Here is a 19,265-nt window from a genome sequence, read left to right on the forward strand (position 1 = left end):
CAATGAAGGCATTCATTACAAAGTTCCTCTCGTCCAGTTTGTTCAGATTCCTCGTGGTGGGCGGTCTGAGCTTCATTGTGGACCTCGGTCTGCTGGCGCTCTGCTTCCAAGTGTTTGGTTGGCCCCTTTGGTTGGCCACGGGCGCAGGATTCTGGGGAAGTTTCTTCTTCAACTATTTCCTGCAGCGCCACTTTGCCTTCGGGGGTGGCGGAACGGCATTGGGTGGAGTGCTGCGGTATTCCGGACTCCTGGCCTTCAACACCGTGGCGGTCATGGGAATCGTCGAGCTTTTCCAGTTCCTGGGGGCCGGATATGTTGCCGGTAAAGTGGTTGCGACGATTGTGACCATGGGCTGGAACTACTTCATTTACAAGCACTGGATCTTCCCGCAAAAGAAGCAGCCGCAGAGCGCCGGCGGACAGACAGATGGCGCCTCGGGCACTGAAGCGCCAGCACAGAAATTCACACCTAACAGCAGCGAAGGATAATCGATGTATCGAGGCGTTCGAATTGCCGCGGTAGTACCGGCCTATAAAGAAGAGAACCACATCGCACAGGTGATCGAAACGATGCCTGATTTCGTCGATGACATTGTCATTGTTGATGACTGCAGCCCTGACGACACCTCCGGGGCTGCCCTTCGGGCGGATGACGGCAGGGTCACGTTGATCCGGCATGAGGTCAATCAAGGTGTGGGTGGCGCAGTTCTGACGGCCCATAAAGCAGCAATGGAGTTGGGCTCCGACATCAATGTTGTGATGGCCGGCGACGCCCAGATGGATCCGGAGTACCTGCCCCAGCTGCTCGACCCCGTGGTGGATGGTTACGGCTTTGCAAAGGCCAACCGCTTCTTTTCAGGTGAGTCTTTTGCCGGCATGCCTGGATACCGTATCTTCGGAAACATCGTTCTGTCATTCATGACAAAGCTGGCGTCGGGTTACTGGCACATCTTCGACCCCCAGAATGGCTACACGGCGATCCGGACGGAAGTTCTTCGCCGCCTGCCAATGAATAAGGTGGCTGCGCGCTACAGCTTTGAGAACGACCTCCTGATTCACCTGAATATCCTCGATGTACCGATTGTGGATGTCCCAATTCCTGCTGTTTACGGCAACGAGGTTTCCAGCATCAAGCTCCGGAAGGTGATCCCCGAGCTGCTGGCCATGCTCTTTGGCGGCTTCTGGCGCCGTGTGTGGTGGAAGTACATGGTGTGGTCCTTCTCAGCGGTGGCTCTTCTGCTGATCGCAGGGATCGCCCTTATTGTCATGGGTCTCGTGGCTGGGATCTGGGTTCTCGCCGCAAGCGTAGGATCTCCTACCGCGGGATCGGTGATGTTGGCTGTTGTGCCCTTTGTGCTGGGAGTTCAGATGCTGTTGGTATCCCTCCAACTGGACATACAGGCAAGCCCAAACAGGCCCACGATGCATCCCATGAAGGAACGTACGTAGGGAATTCCTGGAACAAGAAGGGGAGGGTCAGTACGCTTGGCGTCCTGACCCTCCCTTCTCTTTCCTGCCGGGGTCACGTCTTTGCTGCTAGGGGAGCGACGTGAACCCTCCCCAGCCCCACCCGACCTGGCTCCGGGAGAGCCATCCTGATGTTCCGTTGCCGGGGTACAGGAAGAGGTTGCCACCGGAGTCGCGGGCAAGCACATCGTTCTTGCTGTCTCCGTTGAAGTCGCCAGGGCCCAGGATTGCAGTCATCCCGCTCCAGCCGCTTCCAACTTGGACCCTGCTCAGCCAACCGCCGGTCCCGTTGCCTGGATATAGCCACAGGATGCCCGACGTGTCCCTGGCCAGGACATCAGTCTTGCTGTCGCCGTTGAAATCGCCGGTACTCAGTATCGCCGTCATGGAGTTCCACCCGGTGCCAATCTGGGCGCTTGATACAAAGCCGCCAGTGCCGTTTCCGCGATAGAGCCACAGGACACCGGCCGAATCCCGGGCCAACACGTCCGCCTTGCCATCGCCGCTGAAGTCCCCTGGCGCGAGGATGAGCGTCATGCCCGACCACGCTGTGCCTGCCTGCACCCGGGGCTGAAGCCCGCCGGCTCCATTCCCGGGATAGAGCCAGAGGACACCATTGGTATCTCGCGCCAGGACGTCACTTCGTCCATCACCATTGAAGTCCTTGGTGGGGACGATGGCGTTCAGCGAGTTCCAACCTGTGCCCAACGAACGTTGCGTCAGCCAACCGCCGGTGCCGTTGCCCGGATAGAGCCATAGCGTGCCGCCATTGTCGCGTGCCACGACGTCGTTCTTTGCATCACCGGTGTAGTCCTTCCACGTATTGGCCGGTGGCGCTGTCACAGTGTAGGCCTGGCTGATGATCGCCGAACTGTTGTTGGACGGATCCACCGCGAAGTACTTCAAGGTCATCGCGGCCGTCAGCGTGATTGCTGTGGAGTACTTATTGGCGGCTGTGGCAGTCGGAGTGGTTCCGTTGGTGGTGAAGTAAATGCTCGATCCCGCTTCATTCACCGTGAGCGTGATCTGCTGGTTCACAGGGTAGCTTCCCGCAGGTGGAGTCACGGTAACCACCGGTGGGGTTGTGTCCAAGACCGTGTAAGCACGGGCAGTGACTGCGGAAGCATTTCCATATGCGTCCACAGCAAGAGCCATTACGGTGGTGTTTGCCGTCAGCGCGAATGGGCTCGAGTATGCTTTCGTGCTTCCTCCGACTGCAGTAGCGGGCGTGGTGCCATCCGTTGTGTAGAAGATGCTTCCAGGTTCGCTGGAAGTCATGGTGACAAGTTGCCCTGAAGCATAGGCTCCGGCAGCGGGTGCAACGGTCAGAACCGGGGCAGTGGTGTCAAGGACGTACGTCTGGGTGGCTACCGTTGAAGAGTTGCCCGCGGTGTCGCGTGCAAAGTACTTCAATGTCATCGACGAAGTCAGCGCTATCGGTCCAGAGTAGACAGGACTGGATGTGGTGGGCGTGGAACCATCGGTGGTCACGTAGATAGTGGCTGCTTCATTCACCGTGAGGCTGATGGTTTTGTTTGCCCCGTACGTTCCTCCAGCCGGATCGACAGAGACCACAGGGGGCGTGGTGTCGGCAGCGAAGACAGTGACATTCCTGGTTGCAGTGGAGGTGTTCCCCGCGTTGTCCATGGCTTCCACCGTGAAGGCGACAGGACCATTGGGTACGTTGCTGTACGACTTTGGCGACGTACATGCGGTGAAGGCGTTTGTGCCCAGCTTGCACCTGAAACCGGCAACGTCCGTGGACGTTGAGGCAAAGACGAACGACGGCGAGATCCCGACTGTTGCGCCTTCTGCAGGTGAACTGATGGACACCTGAGGTGCGGTCAAGTCCGCGGTCACAGTCACGGATGCAAGGGTACTGACGTTGCCTGCCATGTCTGTCGCCCGGACCCCCAGGACGTGCTGTCCTGCGGTAGCGAGGTTGAAGACATAGCCGTTGCTGCAGGCCGTGAAAACTGTGGTGGAATCGACCGAGCAGGACAGGACGGAGTCCGCCTCCGAGGTCACGCCCAGGACAGGCGAGCGGTTGACGGTCGCTCCAGCGGCCGGTGAGGTTATCACCGGAGCGGTGGGTGCCGTCAGATCAACGGTGAACGCCCTGGATACAGGAAGCCCCGATGGTGCCGCGCGTACAGAGAATGTGTAGGCGCCCTTGGTCAAGGCAGTTGCCGGTGTATACGTGCCACTCGTGCATACCTGCCATACAGGTGTTGCGGTGCTCAATTGGAGGCTGCATTCAAGAGTGCCCCCGGGAGGCGTTGAGGCTACGGTGAAAGTAGGAGTGGAATCGTCGGTGAAAGCCGGATTGGCCGCTTGGGTTCCGTTAGCCGCCGTCGGACCGCTGACGATGGAAGGTACTACGCCGCCCAAAGTGAGCAGCCTGCCCTGCTGGGCCGGTTTGGCGGGATCCAGCTGACCTGGATCTTCCATGACCATCAGCTTGCCATCGCGCATGTTCAGTCCACCGATCTTGCTGAAACCGAGCGCCCATTGGTTGTTTACGGTGTCGGTGCTCAAGTCGATGCGCGAGACGGTGTCCTTGCCGGCGTCGGCAGTAGTTGTTCCGCCACCTGTTCCTGTGTACAGGACCAAGGGCGACTGCCAGTCGTAGTAGATGGCCGTCGGCTTGCCGACGTTATAGAGGGGCGAGGGGACGAAATTGGTCAAGACTCCGTCCTCTGGCGCCGTGAACACGGTCAGTCCCGAAGTTTCCGCGACATAGACCACTACATTGCCGGCACTGTTGCGGTGCGTGGCAGCAAGGCTCAAAGCGCTTGAATTAACCGAAGCGATTGATTCGATGCTCGGATAGAGGGCAGTCGGATCTACGATCTTCACAATCGAGCGGGCATTTGCGAACGACAAATAGATGTTGCCATCGGGGCCGTCACTGACCGCGTTCGGACGAAGGTCGCCGTCGAAGATGGTCAACTGACCGTCGTAGTCGAAGACTCCGGCGGTGGGCTTCCAGATTGCACGGACTACCTCGGAACTTCCGACGGCGGCATCCGGAATGAACGCGATTTCGTCGCCCGAGCCTTGATTGGCAGGCGACGGATCAATCATGGCAGGAGTTCCGGCTAACGCAGGGCCCTTTTTGTGGCCAGCCAGGGTGCCCCCAAGGCAGGTGCCTGTTTCGAGCCCTCCCGGGGTGGCGCCCGCAGCTTCGGTAACGCGGCAGAATCCGGCACGCGCGTCCGAGACCCAGATCCTTCCGGCTGGGTCCACCACCGAACCGGCGGCCTTCGTGAGACCCACGGCGACGGTTTGTCGGGCTTGGTCGGCGTTGGCAGCCCCCGCTGTGAACACACCTGTGAGCGCTGCTGTTGCCAGGCTGGCCGAGGCGATCAGTGCGGTGATTTTATGGCGATGCGGTCCTCCGATCATCCCGCTGATGGCGGAGGGATGGGAGTTTCCATGAGATGTTCTTGAGCGACCGGCGAAGGCAAGACACGCCAAACCAAGCTGAAGAACACTGCGATTGCGCGTGTCCACCGAGGGATCCCCACTTCATTCGGATGCTCCCCAGCTCCGCATGCATTGGTTATTCGCCCCACGCCGTTTCCGGCTGCGTCTACGTACATCTTCCCCCAATTTTCACTTTTGTCACTAGGTAATTTTCGTTGCGGGACATTTTCTTGCTTCACTTTCGCCCTTCCCGACGTCTTGACCGGGCAAACGCAGCCCCGCACGATTGAGGTGGAGGTCACAATGCGCAGACTGTTTCCGATGGTGGTGCCGCTGATTATGCTGCTGGCTGCCTGCACTCCATCGCCCCAACCGACTCCGGGATCGAGTGCCTCGTCAACAGCCGCGTCGACACCAACCGGCACCGCGACTACCGGCGCCACAGGGGAACCCAGCCACTCGCCGTCGACGGTTCCGAGTAATGGCACCACAGGTGATGGGGAGCCATTGGGCGACGGTGACGAACCTGGCCGCTACGCCTATCGATGCACAAGCCTTGACGCCTCCCCGGAAGTCCAGTTGTCGAGCCTTGCCGAGGTCTGGGCCGCCACCAACTACACGCGGATGGACTCCTGCGAAGTTACCTACACCGGGCCGCAACCGTTCGAGCCCACACCACGGGAAGCAGAAGCAATCTCGACGGCGGCGCAACAAGGATCAAGCGACGATGGAGGCCTGGCAGTGTTGTTGGACGTCCTCCGTCTCTGCACGCGGGTAAGCGATGAAAGCGGACCAGGCGGATTCGAGGAAGCCGGACACGGGCCGTTGCTTGCTGCAGCCTCACTTTGCCCGGACGCTCCACAGGGCAAAATCATCGCAGCGTGGGCCGAGGGCACGAGGATGGCTGATGGCAGCCATCTGGTGGGCGATACGGTGCAACCCGGCAAATACCAACTGGTCAAGCAAGGCGCGTCTGCGGCAGATTGCAGGTGGACCGTAGCCGGCACAGGGGGTGCCATTACCGCGGAAGGAGGACTGCCGGAGGCCGGCGCAGGCGTCGATCTTGCTGGCGGCCAAAACTTTACTAGTGACAAATGCGGAATTTGGGGGAAGATGTACTAAGACGCAGCCGGAAACGGCTTGGGGCGAATAACCAATGCATGCGGAGCTGGGGAGCATCCGAATGAAGTGGGGATCCCTCGGTGGACATGCGCAGGCGCAGTGTTCTTCAGCTCGGTGTGGCAGCTTTTGCCTTGGCCGGTTGTTCAGGAACCAATGTAGATACTTCCCAACCAGCCGCACTTGATATGGCGCCTGTGGTCGCGAACGATGACAAAATCCCACGGGAACGTCCGGAACCTTTGATCCGGTATCAATTCACGTGCACAGGTGCTGATGGCAGCCTGATAGGCAAGTTCTCGAGCCTGGAAGAGGTCTGGGCATCCACGCGCTACATGCACGTCACGGACTGCCAAGTGCAGTATGTCGGAAGTGGACCCCACATGCTCACTCCCGAGGAGACGGCTGCCGTGAATGCCGCCCTCGCGGCAGGTGCCGCTCCCGGCGACGCCTCCGCTCTGTGCTTACGCATCATCAAGGCCTGCACCCGGACGGACCCAAGGACGCTCGCAGCCTCGCTCGCCGCTTATGGGGTTCCGGTTGTGAAGGGCGCCCTGACACTTGCCCCGCTCGCGCCGCAGGCGGCCGTGCTGACCAGGTGGCTGAAGACGGCAGTTTCCGGATAGCTGCATGGGCGCGTAGTGCACAACCAAGGAGAAATTGAAAGGCGCGGACCACTTTGGGTCCGCGCCTGTACGTGGGCATTTCTGTTCAGGCAAGCAATGAATTCATCGCATTGATGAGTGTTGTTTCCACGCCATTCGTACCCGCCTTGAAATGGGCCAGATGTCCGTAGACGGTCATTGAGCCACCAGCAATTCCCGGGAAATCCGGCTCCCAACCACCCTCGTAGCTGCCAAGTGGCATGTTCGGCGGAAAAAATTCATTGCTCGGTATGTAGCAGCAGGACTCATTGGCGTATCCGCCGACGATTATGCCGTTGGTTCCGCCATTGCGACTTCTGAAATACGCCCCGTATCCACTGACGAGTTCGCCGCCGATCATGGCGATCTTAAGCTGGGGGCTTCCGTTGAATTTCCACACTTGGAAGGGGGACGGCACCGCGGTTTTGTAGCTATTGCTGTCAATACGGCCGATCATGACCTGGGCGTGACGCTGGTACCACTGCGGCTGGCCGTTGGGGTTTGGCAAACGGGCAACATACGCGGCACGTACAGCGGCGAGATTACCCGCGGTGGGGGTGATGTCCAATGGAAGCTGGACCTCCTGATAGCGCGTCACCATCGGGCCGCTGAGCGCCCTGCCGGCAGACTGCATGTTTGAATTGACGGTTGCCCCAAGGGCGTCCCCATGCTGGTCCCTGAGTTCCCAGCTGCGGACCCCTCCAGGGTCCTGGTCCCCGGCGGGTCCCTGCACAAACATGGCGAAACAATTCGGATTGCGGTTCTCGATGTAATTGCAGGCACCTGCTGCGAAATCTCCATCAAACAGCGTGCGCAAACCAGCGCTGATGGGGTGGCAGCCGTAGCTGAAGATCACAGCTGCCGGTGTGCCGTTGCCCCGTCTGGCTACGAGTATGGGGACGGCGGTTTCTGTGTACGGCAGGCCAACCCTGTTCGMGGAAAAGTTCTGTGTTGAAACTTTGTAGTCGAAAGTCACGGCCTCCTCGTTCGCGTCCAGGGCTTCCTGGGCAAGGTCAACGATTGTGTCTTCCAGGTCGTCACTGTACGAGCGGAGCAACCCGAGGTCTGCCAGTCCGTACGCCATGTAGGGATGCAATGTGTCGATCAGTGCTGGACCGTTGTGCGTATGTGTCGCCTGGATCAGGATGTCGCTGCTGGACCAATCCGCGAGTTGAATGATCCTGTCGCGGATCCGTTGGTGCATAGCCCGAGGCACTGCCAGAACGTCCAGCGAGATGATGATGTGGGGATGTGCGTCTTCCCAGATGAGGATTGCCCGAGCATAGAGGGGCTCGAACGGCGAACTGCTGGTGGCCTCGCGTCCGCCATCGGTGGTGCCATATCCGGCCATATACGGATTGGTGCTTAGCGACGGCGTAATGTCAGCGCTTGCAGTTCCAACTCTAAACGCCATAAAAGATCACTCCTTGATTGTGCGCAATGGGTGATCTTCGCTTGCCCCCAAACAAAGTCCGTATCCCGAATGCGCTGAACAGCCAATACGTGAGACCACCTTCATTAGACCATGTGATCCAGCAATTTAGGGCGCTCCTGGGCGATATTTATCGCCCGCACGGGCGTGTCAGTCAGCTGGAATGAACCGAGGGCCCCTTCATGGAAGTTTTCCACGAAAGGGCCCTCGAAACCGGACTGCGTGCGTGCTATTTTGCCGCAGGTGCCAGAATGGTCAGGGAATTCCAGCCTGTGCCGATGCGGGTTGTTGTTCCCCACGACCTGTTCGAACCCACAGGGTAGTACCGCAGCTCGCCAGCAGTGGTCCGGGCGATGACACCGCTGGAGCCGGCTCCGGCAAATCCGCGGACCGCACCGAAACTCGTAACGACGTTCCACCCTGTTCCGACCACCGCTGCAGGTTCCTGCATGAAGTTGCCGGTGCCGTTGGAACGGTACAGTTTCAAATCGCCAGCAGCGTTTTTGGCCAGGAGATCGGCATTTGAGTCTTTGTCAAAGTCCATTTGCGCTATGTCCAAACCGCTCCAACCGACTCCAATGGAGATACCGGTGGACACGGTCTTCCCGGTGGGGTTGCTGAAGTAGTACAGGCGACCCGTGGAGTCGTATCCTACGAGACCGGGGTGTGCATCGGCCTTTTTCCATGTCCCAACGCTTAGCGTCCAGTCCTTCCAATTGCTGCCGAGGGCGATGGGGGTCCCAAAACCGCTGCCGGTCCTGCCCGGGTAGACGTTTAGCCGGCCGTCGGACCATTGCGCCACGATGTCCAAGGCGCCGTCCCCGTTCCAATCCGTGACGAACCCGGCCTTCAGGCCGGCCCACCCTGTTCCGATGAGATCCTCCGGCAGGAGCGCCGTGGTACCCGTACCGGGATAGCGGTAGAGGTTGGCATCGGCACGGACCGCGACCACATCCTCCTGGTCGATGCCGAGTGTTGTCTCAACATCCAGGGGAGCGTCGCTGATCCGGATCGCGTCATCCCAGCCAAGTCCGATGAGGCTGCGGTTGCCCCACGCACCCGAGACCGCCGGGTAATAGTAGAGGTCGCCGTTGGCGGTGCGGGCATGGAGTCCCTGGGACCCGGCTCCGCTGAAGCCGATCGCTGAACTTACCGACGTCATGCCATTCCATCCGGAACCAATTACTTGGGCGGCTTCGTTGAGGAAGCTGCCCAAGCCGTTCGAACGATAAAGGCGAAGGGTGCCATCGGAGGTGCGCGTGAGGATGTCCTGGCTACCGTCGCCATCGAAGTCGATCTGGTTCAACTGGTGGCCGCTGAAGCCGGTCCCGATCAGCACCCCATTTCCCAGCGTTCCACCTCCCGTGTTCGGGTACCGGTACAAATTGCCCAGGTAGTCCTGTCCTATTACGCCCGGATAGCCGTCTTTGGAGTTCCACCACCCGACCGTCAGGGACATTTCCTGCCAGCCGGAACCGACTTGGAGGGGAGCATAAAAGCCCCCGCCGGGAGCGCCGCGGAAGACTCTCAGTGTCCCGTCGGACCACTGCGAAAGAATGTCCTGGACGCCGTCCTGGTTCCAATCAACGACGTACAGCGATTTTGCACCGGTCCACCCCGAACCGATGGCCACAGGACCAGTAATCCGGCCACTGCCGTCGGCTGGAAATGCATCGAGCCGGCCCGTCGAGCTTGTGGCCAGGAGGTCGGCGCCGGACTTGATGGACGGGTTGGAAGGGGCTGAGGCACCACGGGCGAACGTCCGCAGCTGATCGTAGCTGCCGTTGAAGATGTTGGAATCACCTTCGAACGGCCCGGTGCTGCTGTACTGCCACATGGTGTAGTCGCCCCAACTGGCCGGTAAAGATCCAGGAGAATTCGTGGGGTTGTTCCAGTACGACGCGATCCACAGCGGGTAGCTCCCGAACGTGGAGTTGCCTACGCACGTATTCCACCAATCCGTGGTGCTGTAAATGACCGGAAAGCGCCCCGTCAGGGCTTTGACCGTGTTGCCGAAATCGGCAGCCCACTGCCCAAGTTGCGCCTTTGACATGTTGTAGCACGTGTTGCCGAAATAGAAGCCGTTGATGGTGCGTCCAGCGTAGGGGTTGTATTCGATGTCCAGGACAGGAGGAAGCGTGTAACCGTCTGCAGTCCATCCGCCGCCGTTCGCCACGAAGTATCTCGCCTGGTCCGCACCCGAAGACCAGTTTGGAATGGCGAAGTGATAGGCGCCACGAACCATTCCGACGTTCCGCGAGCCGTCATATTGCTGTGCATAGTTTTCGTTCAGGTAATAGTTGCCCTCGGAGGCCTTGACGTAAGCCCAGCGGGATCCTTCGTTCCATTGGTCCTGCCAGTCGACGTTGCCCTGGTGCGCGCTGACGTCCTGTCCATGGATACCGATGGTTGGCCTCCAGTGACCCGGGTCAGCGTCCATCGGCACCACCTGTCCCACTGTGCGTGAGCCAGCAGGCCCTGAATTTCCGTTGCCTTGCTTTGCCGCGATGACCCTGGGTGAGCGCTGACCCATTTCTGCCCCGCCCGCTGGAATCGCAGCTCGCATTGCTGCCTTCATGGCCTCGGCGTCCGGAGCATTACCGGGCACTGACTTGGCGGTTGGCAGCCCAGCTGGATCGTCCATAGAGGGGCCGTTGGCCGGCTGCGGAGCAACAGCAGGTGAAGGCTCGACGGCGGTTGGCACCTGCTGCTGGTTCGTCACCGGCGGTGCGCTTTCCGCGGGGAGGGCCCCGGAGTCTGTCGATGGCAGAAGTGGAGTCGTCGCTGGCGACTTCTGTTCGGCGATCGGCGCTGGCCGAGGGCCGGAGTCCTCCGCCCATGCAGGAATGCCGGGAAAAGTCCCTGCAAGGAGGACCAGACAAAGGGCGATTCCAGTCCTTGCAAGCGGCATGCGACGGACCGTCTTTACGGGGGTTCTTGTCATATCCAATTCCGGCCCTGTGCCGCGGCTCAGCGGCGCATGGTGTGGCTTGCTGACAAGCTCCGGGGCGGGCGCCTGCGCTTGGGACCAAAGGCCAGCTCCTAACGGGCTTTACCCTAACATTCGGAAACTGGAGTGACTAGTGGTACAGACGATGCCAAAGGGACTCTTGTTCCAATAGTTATCCACAATCCCTCATGCGGGACTTGGCCCTAAACTTCGGCTCCCCTAGCGTAGGTGACTCGAGATACGCCTCTCGGATACGGACAAAGAGCTTTTTTGGGGGGAAATATGGAGGCCGTTGGGATTGTGGAGGGTGAGGTCCGCGAACTTATCAGACGCCGCGGGTTGGACCCTCTTGAACAGACCGCGGAAGTCCGGCGCTTGGTTGAGGACGCGGTCAACGACTATGACGAAAGGGCTCTCCTTGGGCCCCTTCCGCCATTGGGACATTTGGAAACCGCCCGACGGCACGTATTTGACGCCGTAGCGGGATTCGGGCCGCTGCAGCCATTCCTGGATGATCCTGGAATTGAGGAAATTTGGATCAACGCGCCGCACGAAATTTATGTCGCGCGTAATGGGGAGTCCGAGCTAACCGGAATTACCCTGAGCGAGCAACAAATCCGCGATCTCGTCGAGCGGATGCTCAAGAGCTCGGGGCGGCGGCTGGACTTGTCGTCACCGTTCGTGGACGCGGCCCTTCCGGACGGGTCGCGCTTGCATGTTGCTATTCCAGACGTGACCAGGAAGCACTGGGCTGTCAACATCAGAAAGTTCATCGCCAGGGCTAACCGGCTTGAGCATCTCGTGGAGTTGGGAAGCCTCACACCCCAATCTGCCAGGTTCCTTGGTGCAGCCGTTGCAAGCGGACTCAACATCCTCGTTTCCGGTGCCACCCAGGCAGGGAAGACCACTATGTTGAACTGCCTTGCAGCAAGCATTGGCTCACGTGAGCGCGTAATAACCGTTGAAGAGATCTTTGAATTGCAACTCCCTCTGCGTGACGTCGTGGGTCTCCAATGCAGGCAACCGAACCTGGAAGGTCATGGAGAAATTCCGTTGCGAAGGCTCGTTAAGGAAGCCCTGCGCATGAGACCTGACCGCCTGGTGGTCGGTGAAGTCCGCGAAGCCGAAAGCCTGGACATGCTGATCGCGTTGAATTCCGGACTTCCTGGCATGTGCACGGTCCATGCAAATTCGGCCCATGACGCCGTCACCAAGATTTGCACCCTGCCTTTGCTGGCGGGGGCGAATATTTCCAGTGCATTCGTCTTGCCCACAGTTGCCTCGTGCATTGACTTAGTGGTGCATTGTGCCCGGCAGGCCAATGGGCGGAGGCAGGTAACCGAAATCCTGTCCTTGGGACGCCGCGTGGAAAACGGGGTCATCGAATCCTCGGTGGTGTTCCGCATGCTTGAGGGGCAGTTGCAGCCCAAAGCCAACTCCATACCGGCGGTCGAAAAGTTTGCCGTGGCTGGTTTTGATGTCGCCGCGCTGCTGGAGCTGAACTGATGGCCCCGCTATTGGGGATCCTTTGTGGCAGTGGAGCATTACTTATTTGGTGGTCCACCTGGGACCATCCACCGGACCTCCGGGTCAGGGAACCCCGGCCACGGCCCCTGGAACTTCTCTTGCTCACGGCAGGCATAGAAAGGGTCACCAGTGCGGGCCTCCTTCTCAGTTGCGCTGGATGTGGAGTCGTTGCGATGCTCCTGTTCTTCGTTGTGACCGCGTCATTGCCCGTCTGCCTTTGCTTCGGAGTCTTCGGCGCTTGGATCCCTTTCGGCCTCGTGCGTCGGCGGGCGCGGAAACGGCGTGCCACTCTGCGCCAACTGTGGCCGGATGTTGTTGACCATCTGAGATCCGCCATTCGCGCCGGCCTGGCTTTGCCAGAGGCATTGATCCAACTTGGGCATAACGGGCCGGACGAACTGCGGAGCCTCTTCCTTGATTTTGGTGCCGATTACAGATCGGGCGGTCAGTTCGATGCGGCGGTCAACAAACTGAAGGACCGCTTGGCAGATCCCGTGGCCGACAGGATCATCGAGGCACTCCGCATGACCCGGGAAGTGGGTGGCTCCGACCTCGGGCGCATGTTGGGCACGTTGGCCGGGTTTCTTCGGGAAAGCGCCCGGACGCGCAGCGAACTCGAGGCCAGGCAATCCTGGACCGTAAACGGTGCACGGCTGGCTGTCGCGGCACCCTGGATAGTCCTGGTGGTCATGGCTGGTAGGCCTGAAGCCATGCTTGCCTACAACTCCGGAATTGGTGCCGCGGTGCTCCTCGGCGGACTTGTTGTCTCCGTTTTGTGTTACGCAGTCATGCTGCGGATCGGGGCATTACCCGAGGATGAGCGGGTCCTCCGATGAGCACCTCGACGGCGACCGCCACGCTCCTTGGTTTATTCCTGGGCGGAGGGACATGGTTGATCCTGGTGCGGCTTCCATTCATGCGTGGCCGGACCTTCGCGGAGCGGATTGCCCCACAGCTTAAGTCGCAGAATCTCGAGTCGCGCCTCCTCCGGGCGCCTACGCATAATCTCACACCCTTTGGACCACTGGAACGCATTCTCCGCCCCGTTATGCAGGACGGAATTCTCTACTTGTCCCGTTTTAACAGTGGCGGCCCAGCCTTGCGCAAGAGACTCGCTCGAGCCGGCTCCGCGAAAAGCGTGGTGGATTTCCGCGCCGAGCAACTCGTGTGGGCCGCAGGCGGCTTCCTGCTTGCTGTGATCGGCGTGGGGCTGGGTGCTGCCTCCGGACGATTCAGCCCGCTTCCATCACTGGTGGCGGTCATCGGGAGTGCCTTTAGTGGTTACGTGCTCCGCGATTTCCTGCTTGGCCAAAAGACTAAGCGCCGGGAATCGGTGATTCTTGCGGAGTTTCCCAGCCTTGCCGAACTTATGGCGCTTGCCGTCGCCGCCGGAGAGAGCGCCGTGGGTGCGATGGACCGAATCTCACGTACCTCCAATGGCGAGCTCGCCAAGGAATTCAGCGCCGTCCTGGCGGACACGAGATCAGGAAAGTCGCTGATCCAGGCACTCCAAGCTTTCTCTACCCGAACGCAACTGCCGCCCCTGGTCCGATTCGTCGACGGATTAGTGGTGGCTGTGGAGCGGGGCACTCCATTGGCCGATGTACTTCGCGCACAAGCTGCCGACGTCCGCGACGCTGCGAAGCGGGAACTGATGGAATCAGCCGGTCGAAAAGAAATCGGAATGATGGTGCCCCTTGTATTCGGCGTCCTTCCGCTAACGGTCATTTTCGCAGCGTTTCCGGCGCTCGCCGCTTTGCAGTTGAGCCTTTGACAGGACCGAGCCGGGATCTTGACCAATTACCTTTATCCGCCGGTCGCACATTACCAGCACAAACACAGACATTGGGGAAAATAATGAAGAAGAAGTATGGACACTCGTTTTCTGCAAATACAATGACTTTGCCGTTTTTCTCATGGGCCTTCGCTGTGATCGCGCGAAATGTGGCATCACCCTTGGAACACCGTGAGCGCGGTGACGTCCCGGGATGGGTGATGATCACCCTAATGTCCGCCATATTGGTCGCAGGGCTCCTCGCGATTGCATCGCCAGCACTGGCGGACCTCTTCACGCAGGCTATGGCCAAGGTGGGTAGTTAGGAAATGGGGCAGGTGGGGTCCCGCAGCCAAAAGCGCCCATTCTGCCTGCCCTGTGGATTTGAAAGTCCAAGTGCACTTAAAATTCGCTGCGCAGATAAAAATCCGTGTGCACTTAATAGTGGGGAACGAGGTTCCGCGGTTATCGATTTCGTGATGATTGGTGCCCTCCTGACGTTGCTGTTCATGTCAATCGTCCAGCTCACGCTTGTCCTTCATGTCCGAAACACACTTGTTGATGCCGCCGCGTCCGGAGCGCGATATGGAACCCTTGCCGATCGAACGGTTATGGATGCGGAGGCCAGGACGTCCGAGCTGATCGAAACGGCGCTCAATGGAGATTTCGCGGCAGATGTGACCACCGCTGAAAGGACTCTGGACGGAATTCGGGCGTTGGAAGTGACCGTGAGGGCGCCTATGCCAGTTGTGGGGCTTATCGGCCCCGGTGGACTCATGGAGGTTACCGGACATGCTGCCCTTCCAAAGTAATGTCCTGACCCCGGTGCCGTGCCCAGGTTCGATAATGAATCGCCTTGGGCGTTGGCTGAACAGGGCTTGGCAATTGGCGTTCGGCCCATATCAAGACACATCCAGTATGGGTACCGACGTCAAAAGGCAGCGCGGCAGTGCCATCGTGGAGTTTACGTTCCTGGCATTGTTGCTCATGGTCCCTGTGGTCTATTTCCTGGTAACCGTAGGCCAAATCCAAGGCGGATCCTTTGCGGTGGTGGGTGCGGCGGATCAGGCGGCCAAGGTCTTTGTCTCCCAGAGTGAACCTGTCCTCGCGAGGACCAGCGCAGAACAGAGCGTCCTCTTGGCGCTGAGGGATTACGGCTACCCGGCGCAAGCAGCCACGATGGAGATCACGTGCGACCGGGCAGACTGCCTTTCAGCAGGCGCAGCAGTGACAGTTTGGGTTCGATTGACTGTCCCTTTGCCGATGGTTCCGTTTGGCGACTCGCTACATTTGAATGCTGCTGTGCTCAATGCCTCTGCCACGCAAGTCGTGGGGCGCTTTAAGTGAATCGTCAACGTGAGGAGGAGGCGCAAAAGTGGCGAGGGGACGGATAGGGAGCAAAGCCGAAGAGGGACAAATGAGCGTGCTGATCGTAGGCTTCGTACTTCTGGCACTCCTGTTGGCTGCGGTGGTAATGGCTACTTCCGCGATTTACTTGGAACACAAGAAACTTCTGTCCTTGGCTGATGGCGCCGCACTTGCCGCTGCAGATTCGTACGTGGTGGGTGACATCGAGGGAAGCAGTGTGCCCTCAGCGTCGCTGGTGGACGAGCGGGTGCTGGGCGCGGTTGATCTGTATCTGGGAAACAGCGAAGCCTTCTCCATGCACGATCACTTGGAAGTTTCTTCCGGGACGGGTAGTTCTCCCGGCGGTACAGCGGTGGTGGTCTTAAGTGCCATCGCCCATCCGCCCTTGGTCACCTTCCTGCTGCCTGAAGGAATCGCCGTTGAAGCAAGATCCACTGCCAGGTCCCGGCTCACCCAATAGGGGCACAACGTAATAACCCACTGATAGGGACGCAATGACGGCGCACAGTCGGGGGAGTCCGGCTGATAGCGTACGCTGGAAAGACCATGGCTGAGATTGATTTTCCCGCAGAAATCCGCGCGCTTCGCGCCACTTACAGTTCCATCGAGAACGTCACCGATATTGATGCCTTGAAGGCAGAAATCGCCGAATTGAGTGAGCAGGCTGGCGCGCCGGACCTTTGGGATGACCCCGCATCGGCGCAAGTTGTCACTTCGCGTTTGTCTCACCGGCAAGCTGAAGTGGAGCGGTTGTCCAAGCTTGCCTCCCGGATAGACGACCTCGAAGTACTGGTGGAGCTCGGCCAGGATGAGGGCGACGAAGCCTCAATGGCCGAGGCCGCGAAAGAACTTGCTTCTATTCGCAAAGCCCTCGCCGAGCTCGAAATCGTCACCCTGTTGTCCGGCGAGTACGACGAACGGGAAGCCGTAGTGACCATCAGGGCAGGAGCAGGTGGTGTTGACGCTGCCGACTTCGCCGAGATGCTGATGCGTATGTACCTGCGGTGGGCGGAGCGTCATGGTTACCCCACTACCGTCATGGACACGTCCTATGCTGAAGAAGCAGGCCTGAAGTCCGCCACGTTCGAGGTCAAGGCGCCGTACGCTTTCGGCACCCTGAGTGTCGAGGCGGGCACACACCGCCTGGTCCGTATCAGTCCCTTTGACAACCAGGGCCGACGGCAGACGTCGTTCGCCGCCGTTGAGGTCATCCCGCTGATTGAACAGACCGACTCCATCGAGATTCCGGACAACGAAATCCGCGTTGATGTCTTCCGGTCCTCTGGACCAGGTGGCCAATCCGTCAACACCACGGACTCCGCCGTGCGCTTGACACACATTCCCACGGGGATCGTCGTTTCAATGCAGAACGAAAAGTCGCAGCTTCAAAACAGGGCAGCGGCCCTGCGTGTGCTCCAGTCGCGGTTGCTGCTTGTTAAGAAGGAACAGCAGGACGCTGAAAAGAAAGCCTTGGCAGGTGATGTCAAGGCGTCCTGGGGTGACCAGATGCGCTCCTATGTACTCAATCCTTACCAGATGGTCAAGGACCTCCGCACGGAACACGAAGTAGGCAACACTTCGGCTGTTCTGGACGGCGACATCGATGACTTCATCGACGCCGGTATCCGTTGGCGCACCGGCAACCGCAACGCTGACAACTAGGGTCTTAGCCCGCGTACCGGAGGCGTCCGATTCCACGACACGCCCCCCCAAACCCCCGGAATCCCGGCTGCTGCGTGCGTATAGTCGAGTGGCCGGTGCTCTCACTTCCCCCATCGAAAGCCCGCGCTCCGGCTGTTGGACTGGGCGAGTACGTCATGTCCGGCGGGGTTCTAAAGGGCCATGATCAGATTTGAGAATGTCACCAAGGTCTACGAGCAGAATGCCCGACCGGCGCTCGATTCTGTCAGCCTTGAGATCAACCGCGGTGAATTCACCTTCCTGGTGGGTGCCTCAGGCTCAGGAAAATCCACCTTCCTGAGATTGATCCTGAAGGAAGACAAAGCATCCTCAGGTTCGGTTTACGTTGCCGGCCAGAACGTGGCCAACATCTCGAGCTGGCGAGTGCCCAAGCTTCGCAGGGGTATCGGTGTGGTCTTCCAGGATTTCCGTCTCCTCCCGCAGAAGAACGTCTTCGCGAACGTAGCCTTTGCCATGCAGGTCATCGGCAAGAGCCGCTCCATCATCCGGGAGACGGTACCTGAGGTATTGAAGACCGTTGGCCTTGAGGGCAAAGAAAAGCGGATGCCTCACGAACTTTCAGGCGGCGAGCAGCAGCGTGTGGCGATTGCCCGCGCCGTCGTCAATCGCCCAGGCATTCTCCTTGCGGACGAACCCACAGGGAACCTTGACCCCATTACGTCCATGGGAATCATGGGAGTTTTGGACAAGATTAACCAGAACGGCACCACTGTGGTCATGGCTACCCACGACGACGACATCGTTAACGAAATGCGCCGCCGCGTGGTGGAGCTCAAGAATGGCAAGGTCATCCGTGACGAAGCGAAGGCACTGTACACGTCCATGATTCCGGTTGTGGGCGAATCGCGGCGGCTGAAGGACGCCAGTGGCGAGGAACTCAACCGCGCGCAGGGGGCACAGCTGTGAGGCTCCTTTTCATCCTCGGGGAAATCGGCAGCGGCCTGCGCCGCAACCTGTCCATGGTGATCTCGGTCGTCTTGGTGACGTTTGTATCCCTGACGTTCGTTGGCGCAGCCGGAATGCTGCAGATGCAGATCAACCAGATGAAGGGCTACTGGTACGACAAAGTCCAGGTTGCGGTCTTCCTCTGTAACGACGGCTCGACGGCGGTTGGTTGCGCCTCGGGGCCGGCCACAAAGGAACAACAGGCCAATCTGCAGGCAATGTTGGAGTCTTCTGCAGTCAAGCAGTACATCAACGACTTCCAATTCGAATCCCAAGCCGAGGCCTACAAGCACTTCAAAGAGCAGTTCTCGAATTCGCCGATTGTTGATTCCGTGTCCGAGGACCAGTTGCCGGCGTCGTTCCGTATCAACATGAAGAACCCCGAGAAGTACCAGATCATCAGCGAAACATTTTCCTCGCAACCGGGCGTTGAGACGGTGAGTGACCAGCGTCAGGTATTGGAGCGGATCTTCTCCTGGATGAACGGCGCTTCTGTGGCCGCGATGGGTGTGGCCGCGGTGATGATCTTCTGTGCGGTGCTGCTGATAACCACCACGATCCGGCTATCGGCGTTCAGCCGGCGTCGGGAAACGGGGATCATGCGCTTGGTGGGCGCCTCCAAGACAGTCATCCAGTTGCCGTTCATCCTCGAGGGCGTGATCGCCGCTGTTGTCGGAGCGTTGTTGGCCTCCGTGACGCTGTGGCTGATGGCACACTTTTGGCTCAACGGTGATCTGTCCAGGCAATTCCTTAACACTCCCTTCATCTCATCGACGCAGGTCCTGGTGATCGCACCGGTGCTGATTGCGCTCGGCGGTGGCTTGGCCGGGATATCCTCCTTGTTGACCCTCCGGCGTTACTTGAAGGTTTAGTGATGGATGACGGGCGGCTGCGAACGACTCTGCTGACA

Annotated in this window: 17 protein-coding genes; 14 read left to right on the plus strand and 3 right to left on the minus strand. The window is 59.4% G+C overall.

What is annotated here, in order from left to right; all coding sequences use genetic code 11:
* Nucleotides 1–2 precede the first annotated feature (2 nt).
* Complete coding sequence (locus AB4Y87_RS07600) at nt 3–488, plus strand: GtrA family protein (RefSeq protein ID WP_442003793.1); 486 nt, start codon at nt 3–5, stop codon at nt 486–488.
* A 3-nt stretch (nt 489–491) separates the two neighbouring features.
* Nucleotides 492–1,448, plus strand: a complete 957-nt coding sequence (locus AB4Y87_RS07605; protein ID WP_216924011.1) for a glycosyltransferase family 2 protein — start codon at nt 492–494, stop codon at nt 1,446–1,448.
* Between the two features lie 87 nt (nt 1,449–1,535).
* Here the strand turns inward: AB4Y87_RS07605 and AB4Y87_RS07610 are convergent, their stop codons facing one another.
* Nucleotides 1,536–4,874, minus strand: a complete 3,339-nt coding sequence (locus AB4Y87_RS07610; protein ID WP_442003794.1) for a chitobiase/beta-hexosaminidase C-terminal domain-containing protein — start codon at nt 4,872–4,874, stop codon at nt 1,536–1,538.
* A gap of 324 nt (nt 4,875–5,198) precedes the next feature.
* On the opposite strand from AB4Y87_RS07610, the gene AB4Y87_RS07615 reads away from it, so the two are divergent.
* Together AB4Y87_RS07615 and AB4Y87_RS07620 are read left to right on the plus strand one after the other, a co-directional pair.
* Nucleotides 5,199–6,017 carry a hypothetical protein gene (locus AB4Y87_RS07615; RefSeq protein WP_442003795.1) on the plus strand — a complete coding sequence of 273 codons (819 nt, stop codon included), beginning with the start codon at nt 5,199–5,201 and terminating at the stop codon, nt 6,015–6,017.
* Between the two features lie 86 nt (nt 6,018–6,103).
* Complete coding sequence (locus tag AB4Y87_RS07620) at nt 6,104–6,640, plus strand: hypothetical protein (RefSeq protein ID WP_442003796.1); 537 nt, start codon at nt 6,104–6,106, stop codon at nt 6,638–6,640.
* 85 nt (nt 6,641–6,725) lie between these two features.
* Here the strand turns inward: AB4Y87_RS07620 and AB4Y87_RS07625 are convergent, their stop codons facing one another.
* Together AB4Y87_RS07625 and AB4Y87_RS07630 are read right to left on the minus strand one after the other, a co-directional pair.
* The gene (locus tag AB4Y87_RS07625) at nt 6,726–8,072 is read right to left on the minus strand and encodes a neutral/alkaline non-lysosomal ceramidase N-terminal domain-containing protein (protein ID WP_442003797.1); all 1,347 of its coding nucleotides are present in this window, start codon (nt 8,070–8,072) and stop codon (nt 6,726–6,728) included.
* 247 nt (nt 8,073–8,319) lie between these two features.
* The gene (locus AB4Y87_RS07630; protein ID WP_442003798.1) at nt 8,320–11,034 is read right to left on the minus strand and encodes a GH25 family lysozyme; all 2,715 of its coding nucleotides are present in this window, start codon (nt 11,032–11,034) and stop codon (nt 8,320–8,322) included.
* 288 nt (nt 11,035–11,322) lie between these two features.
* On the opposite strand from AB4Y87_RS07630, the gene AB4Y87_RS07635 reads away from it, so the two are divergent.
* The 10 genes from AB4Y87_RS07635 (at nt 11,323) to ftsX (ending at nt 19,227) form a co-directional block, all read left to right on the plus strand.
* Nucleotides 11,323–12,546, plus strand: coding sequence for a CpaF family protein (locus AB4Y87_RS07635; RefSeq protein WP_442003799.1), 1,224 nt, complete (start codon nt 11,323–11,325; stop codon nt 12,544–12,546).
* Complete coding sequence (locus tag AB4Y87_RS07640; RefSeq protein WP_442003800.1) at nt 12,546–13,403, plus strand: type II secretion system F family protein; 858 nt, start codon at nt 12,546–12,548, stop codon at nt 13,401–13,403. Before AB4Y87_RS07635 ends, AB4Y87_RS07640 begins: the two co-directional genes overlap by 1 nt.
* Nucleotides 13,400–14,341: a type II secretion system F family protein gene (locus AB4Y87_RS07645; RefSeq protein ID WP_442003801.1), complete on the plus strand. Its 942-nt coding sequence runs from the start codon at nt 13,400–13,402 to the stop codon at nt 14,339–14,341. Before AB4Y87_RS07640 ends, AB4Y87_RS07645 begins: the two co-directional genes overlap by 4 nt.
* Before the next feature lie 122 nt (nt 14,342–14,463).
* The gene (locus AB4Y87_RS07650) at nt 14,464–14,667 is read left to right on the plus strand and encodes a hypothetical protein (protein ID WP_442003802.1); all 204 of its coding nucleotides are present in this window, start codon (nt 14,464–14,466) and stop codon (nt 14,665–14,667) included.
* Between the two features lie 81 nt (nt 14,668–14,748).
* Complete coding sequence (locus tag AB4Y87_RS07655) at nt 14,749–15,153, plus strand: TadE family protein (protein WP_442003979.1); 405 nt, start codon at nt 14,749–14,751, stop codon at nt 15,151–15,153.
* Nucleotides 15,154–15,259: 106 nt separating this feature from the next.
* Nucleotides 15,260–15,688 (plus strand): hypothetical protein, encoded by a 429-nt coding sequence (locus AB4Y87_RS07660; RefSeq protein WP_442003803.1) that lies wholly within the window; start codon nt 15,260–15,262, stop codon nt 15,686–15,688.
* A gap of 70 nt (nt 15,689–15,758) precedes the next feature.
* The gene (locus tag AB4Y87_RS07665; protein WP_442003804.1) at nt 15,759–16,169 is read left to right on the plus strand and encodes a pilus assembly protein TadG-related protein; all 411 of its coding nucleotides are present in this window, start codon (nt 15,759–15,761) and stop codon (nt 16,167–16,169) included.
* Nucleotides 16,170–16,255: 86 nt separating this feature from the next.
* Nucleotides 16,256–17,371, plus strand: coding sequence for a peptide chain release factor 2 (prfB, locus tag AB4Y87_RS07670; protein WP_442003805.1), 1,116 nt, complete (start codon nt 16,256–16,258; stop codon nt 17,369–17,371).
* A 180-nt stretch (nt 17,372–17,551) separates the two neighbouring features.
* On the plus strand, nt 17,552–18,316 hold the full coding sequence (gene ftsE, locus AB4Y87_RS07675) for a cell division ATP-binding protein FtsE (protein ID WP_216924001.1): 765 nt from the start codon (nt 17,552–17,554) through the stop codon (nt 18,314–18,316).
* A complete protein-coding gene (gene ftsX, locus AB4Y87_RS07680) occupies nt 18,313–19,227 on the plus strand; it encodes a permease-like cell division protein FtsX (protein WP_442003806.1) in 915 nt (304 codons plus the stop codon). The genes ftsE and ftsX overlap by 4 nt, the downstream gene beginning before the upstream one ends.
* The last annotated feature ends 38 nt before the right edge of the window (nt 19,228–19,265 follow it).

Origin of the sequence: Paenarthrobacter sp. RAF54_2, from assembly GCF_052113945.1 — a bacterium.
Classification (GTDB): Bacteria; Actinomycetota; Actinomycetes; order Actinomycetales; family Micrococcaceae; genus Arthrobacter.

Excerpts from the sequence above, each read along its gene's own strand:
- AB4Y87_RS07600 (WP_442003793.1), top strand. The coding sequence starts at position 3 with ATGAAGGCATTCATTACAAAGTTCCTCTCGTCCAGTTTGTTCAGATTC.
- AB4Y87_RS07605 (WP_216924011.1), top strand. The coding sequence starts at position 492 with ATGTATCGAGGCGTTCGAATTGCCGCGGTAGTACCGGCCTATAAAGAA.
- AB4Y87_RS07610 (WP_442003794.1), bottom strand. The coding sequence starts at position 4,874 with ATGATCGGAGGACCGCATCGCCATAAAATCACCGCACTGATCGCCTCG.
- AB4Y87_RS07615 (WP_442003795.1), top strand. The coding sequence starts at position 5,199 with ATGCGCAGACTGTTTCCGATGGTGGTGCCGCTGATTATGCTGCTGGCT.
- AB4Y87_RS07620 (WP_442003796.1), top strand. The coding sequence starts at position 6,104 with ATGCGCAGGCGCAGTGTTCTTCAGCTCGGTGTGGCAGCTTTTGCCTTG.
- AB4Y87_RS07630 (WP_442003798.1), bottom strand. The coding sequence starts at position 11,034 with ATGACAAGAACCCCCGTAAAGACGGTCCGTCGCATGCCGCTTGCAAGG.
- AB4Y87_RS07635 (WP_442003799.1), top strand. The coding sequence starts at position 11,323 with ATGGAGGCCGTTGGGATTGTGGAGGGTGAGGTCCGCGAACTTATCAGA.
- AB4Y87_RS07640 (WP_442003800.1), top strand. The coding sequence starts at position 12,546 with ATGGCCCCGCTATTGGGGATCCTTTGTGGCAGTGGAGCATTACTTATT.
- AB4Y87_RS07645 (WP_442003801.1), top strand. The coding sequence starts at position 13,400 with ATGAGCACCTCGACGGCGACCGCCACGCTCCTTGGTTTATTCCTGGGC.
- AB4Y87_RS07650 (WP_442003802.1), top strand. The coding sequence starts at position 14,464 with ATGACTTTGCCGTTTTTCTCATGGGCCTTCGCTGTGATCGCGCGAAAT.
- AB4Y87_RS07660 (WP_442003803.1), top strand. The coding sequence starts at position 15,260 with ATGGGTACCGACGTCAAAAGGCAGCGCGGCAGTGCCATCGTGGAGTTT.
- AB4Y87_RS07665 (WP_442003804.1), top strand. The coding sequence starts at position 15,759 with ATGAGCGTGCTGATCGTAGGCTTCGTACTTCTGGCACTCCTGTTGGCT.
- prfB (WP_442003805.1), top strand. The coding sequence starts at position 16,256 with ATGGCTGAGATTGATTTTCCCGCAGAAATCCGCGCGCTTCGCGCCACT.
- ftsE (WP_216924001.1), top strand. The coding sequence starts at position 17,552 with ATGATCAGATTTGAGAATGTCACCAAGGTCTACGAGCAGAATGCCCGA.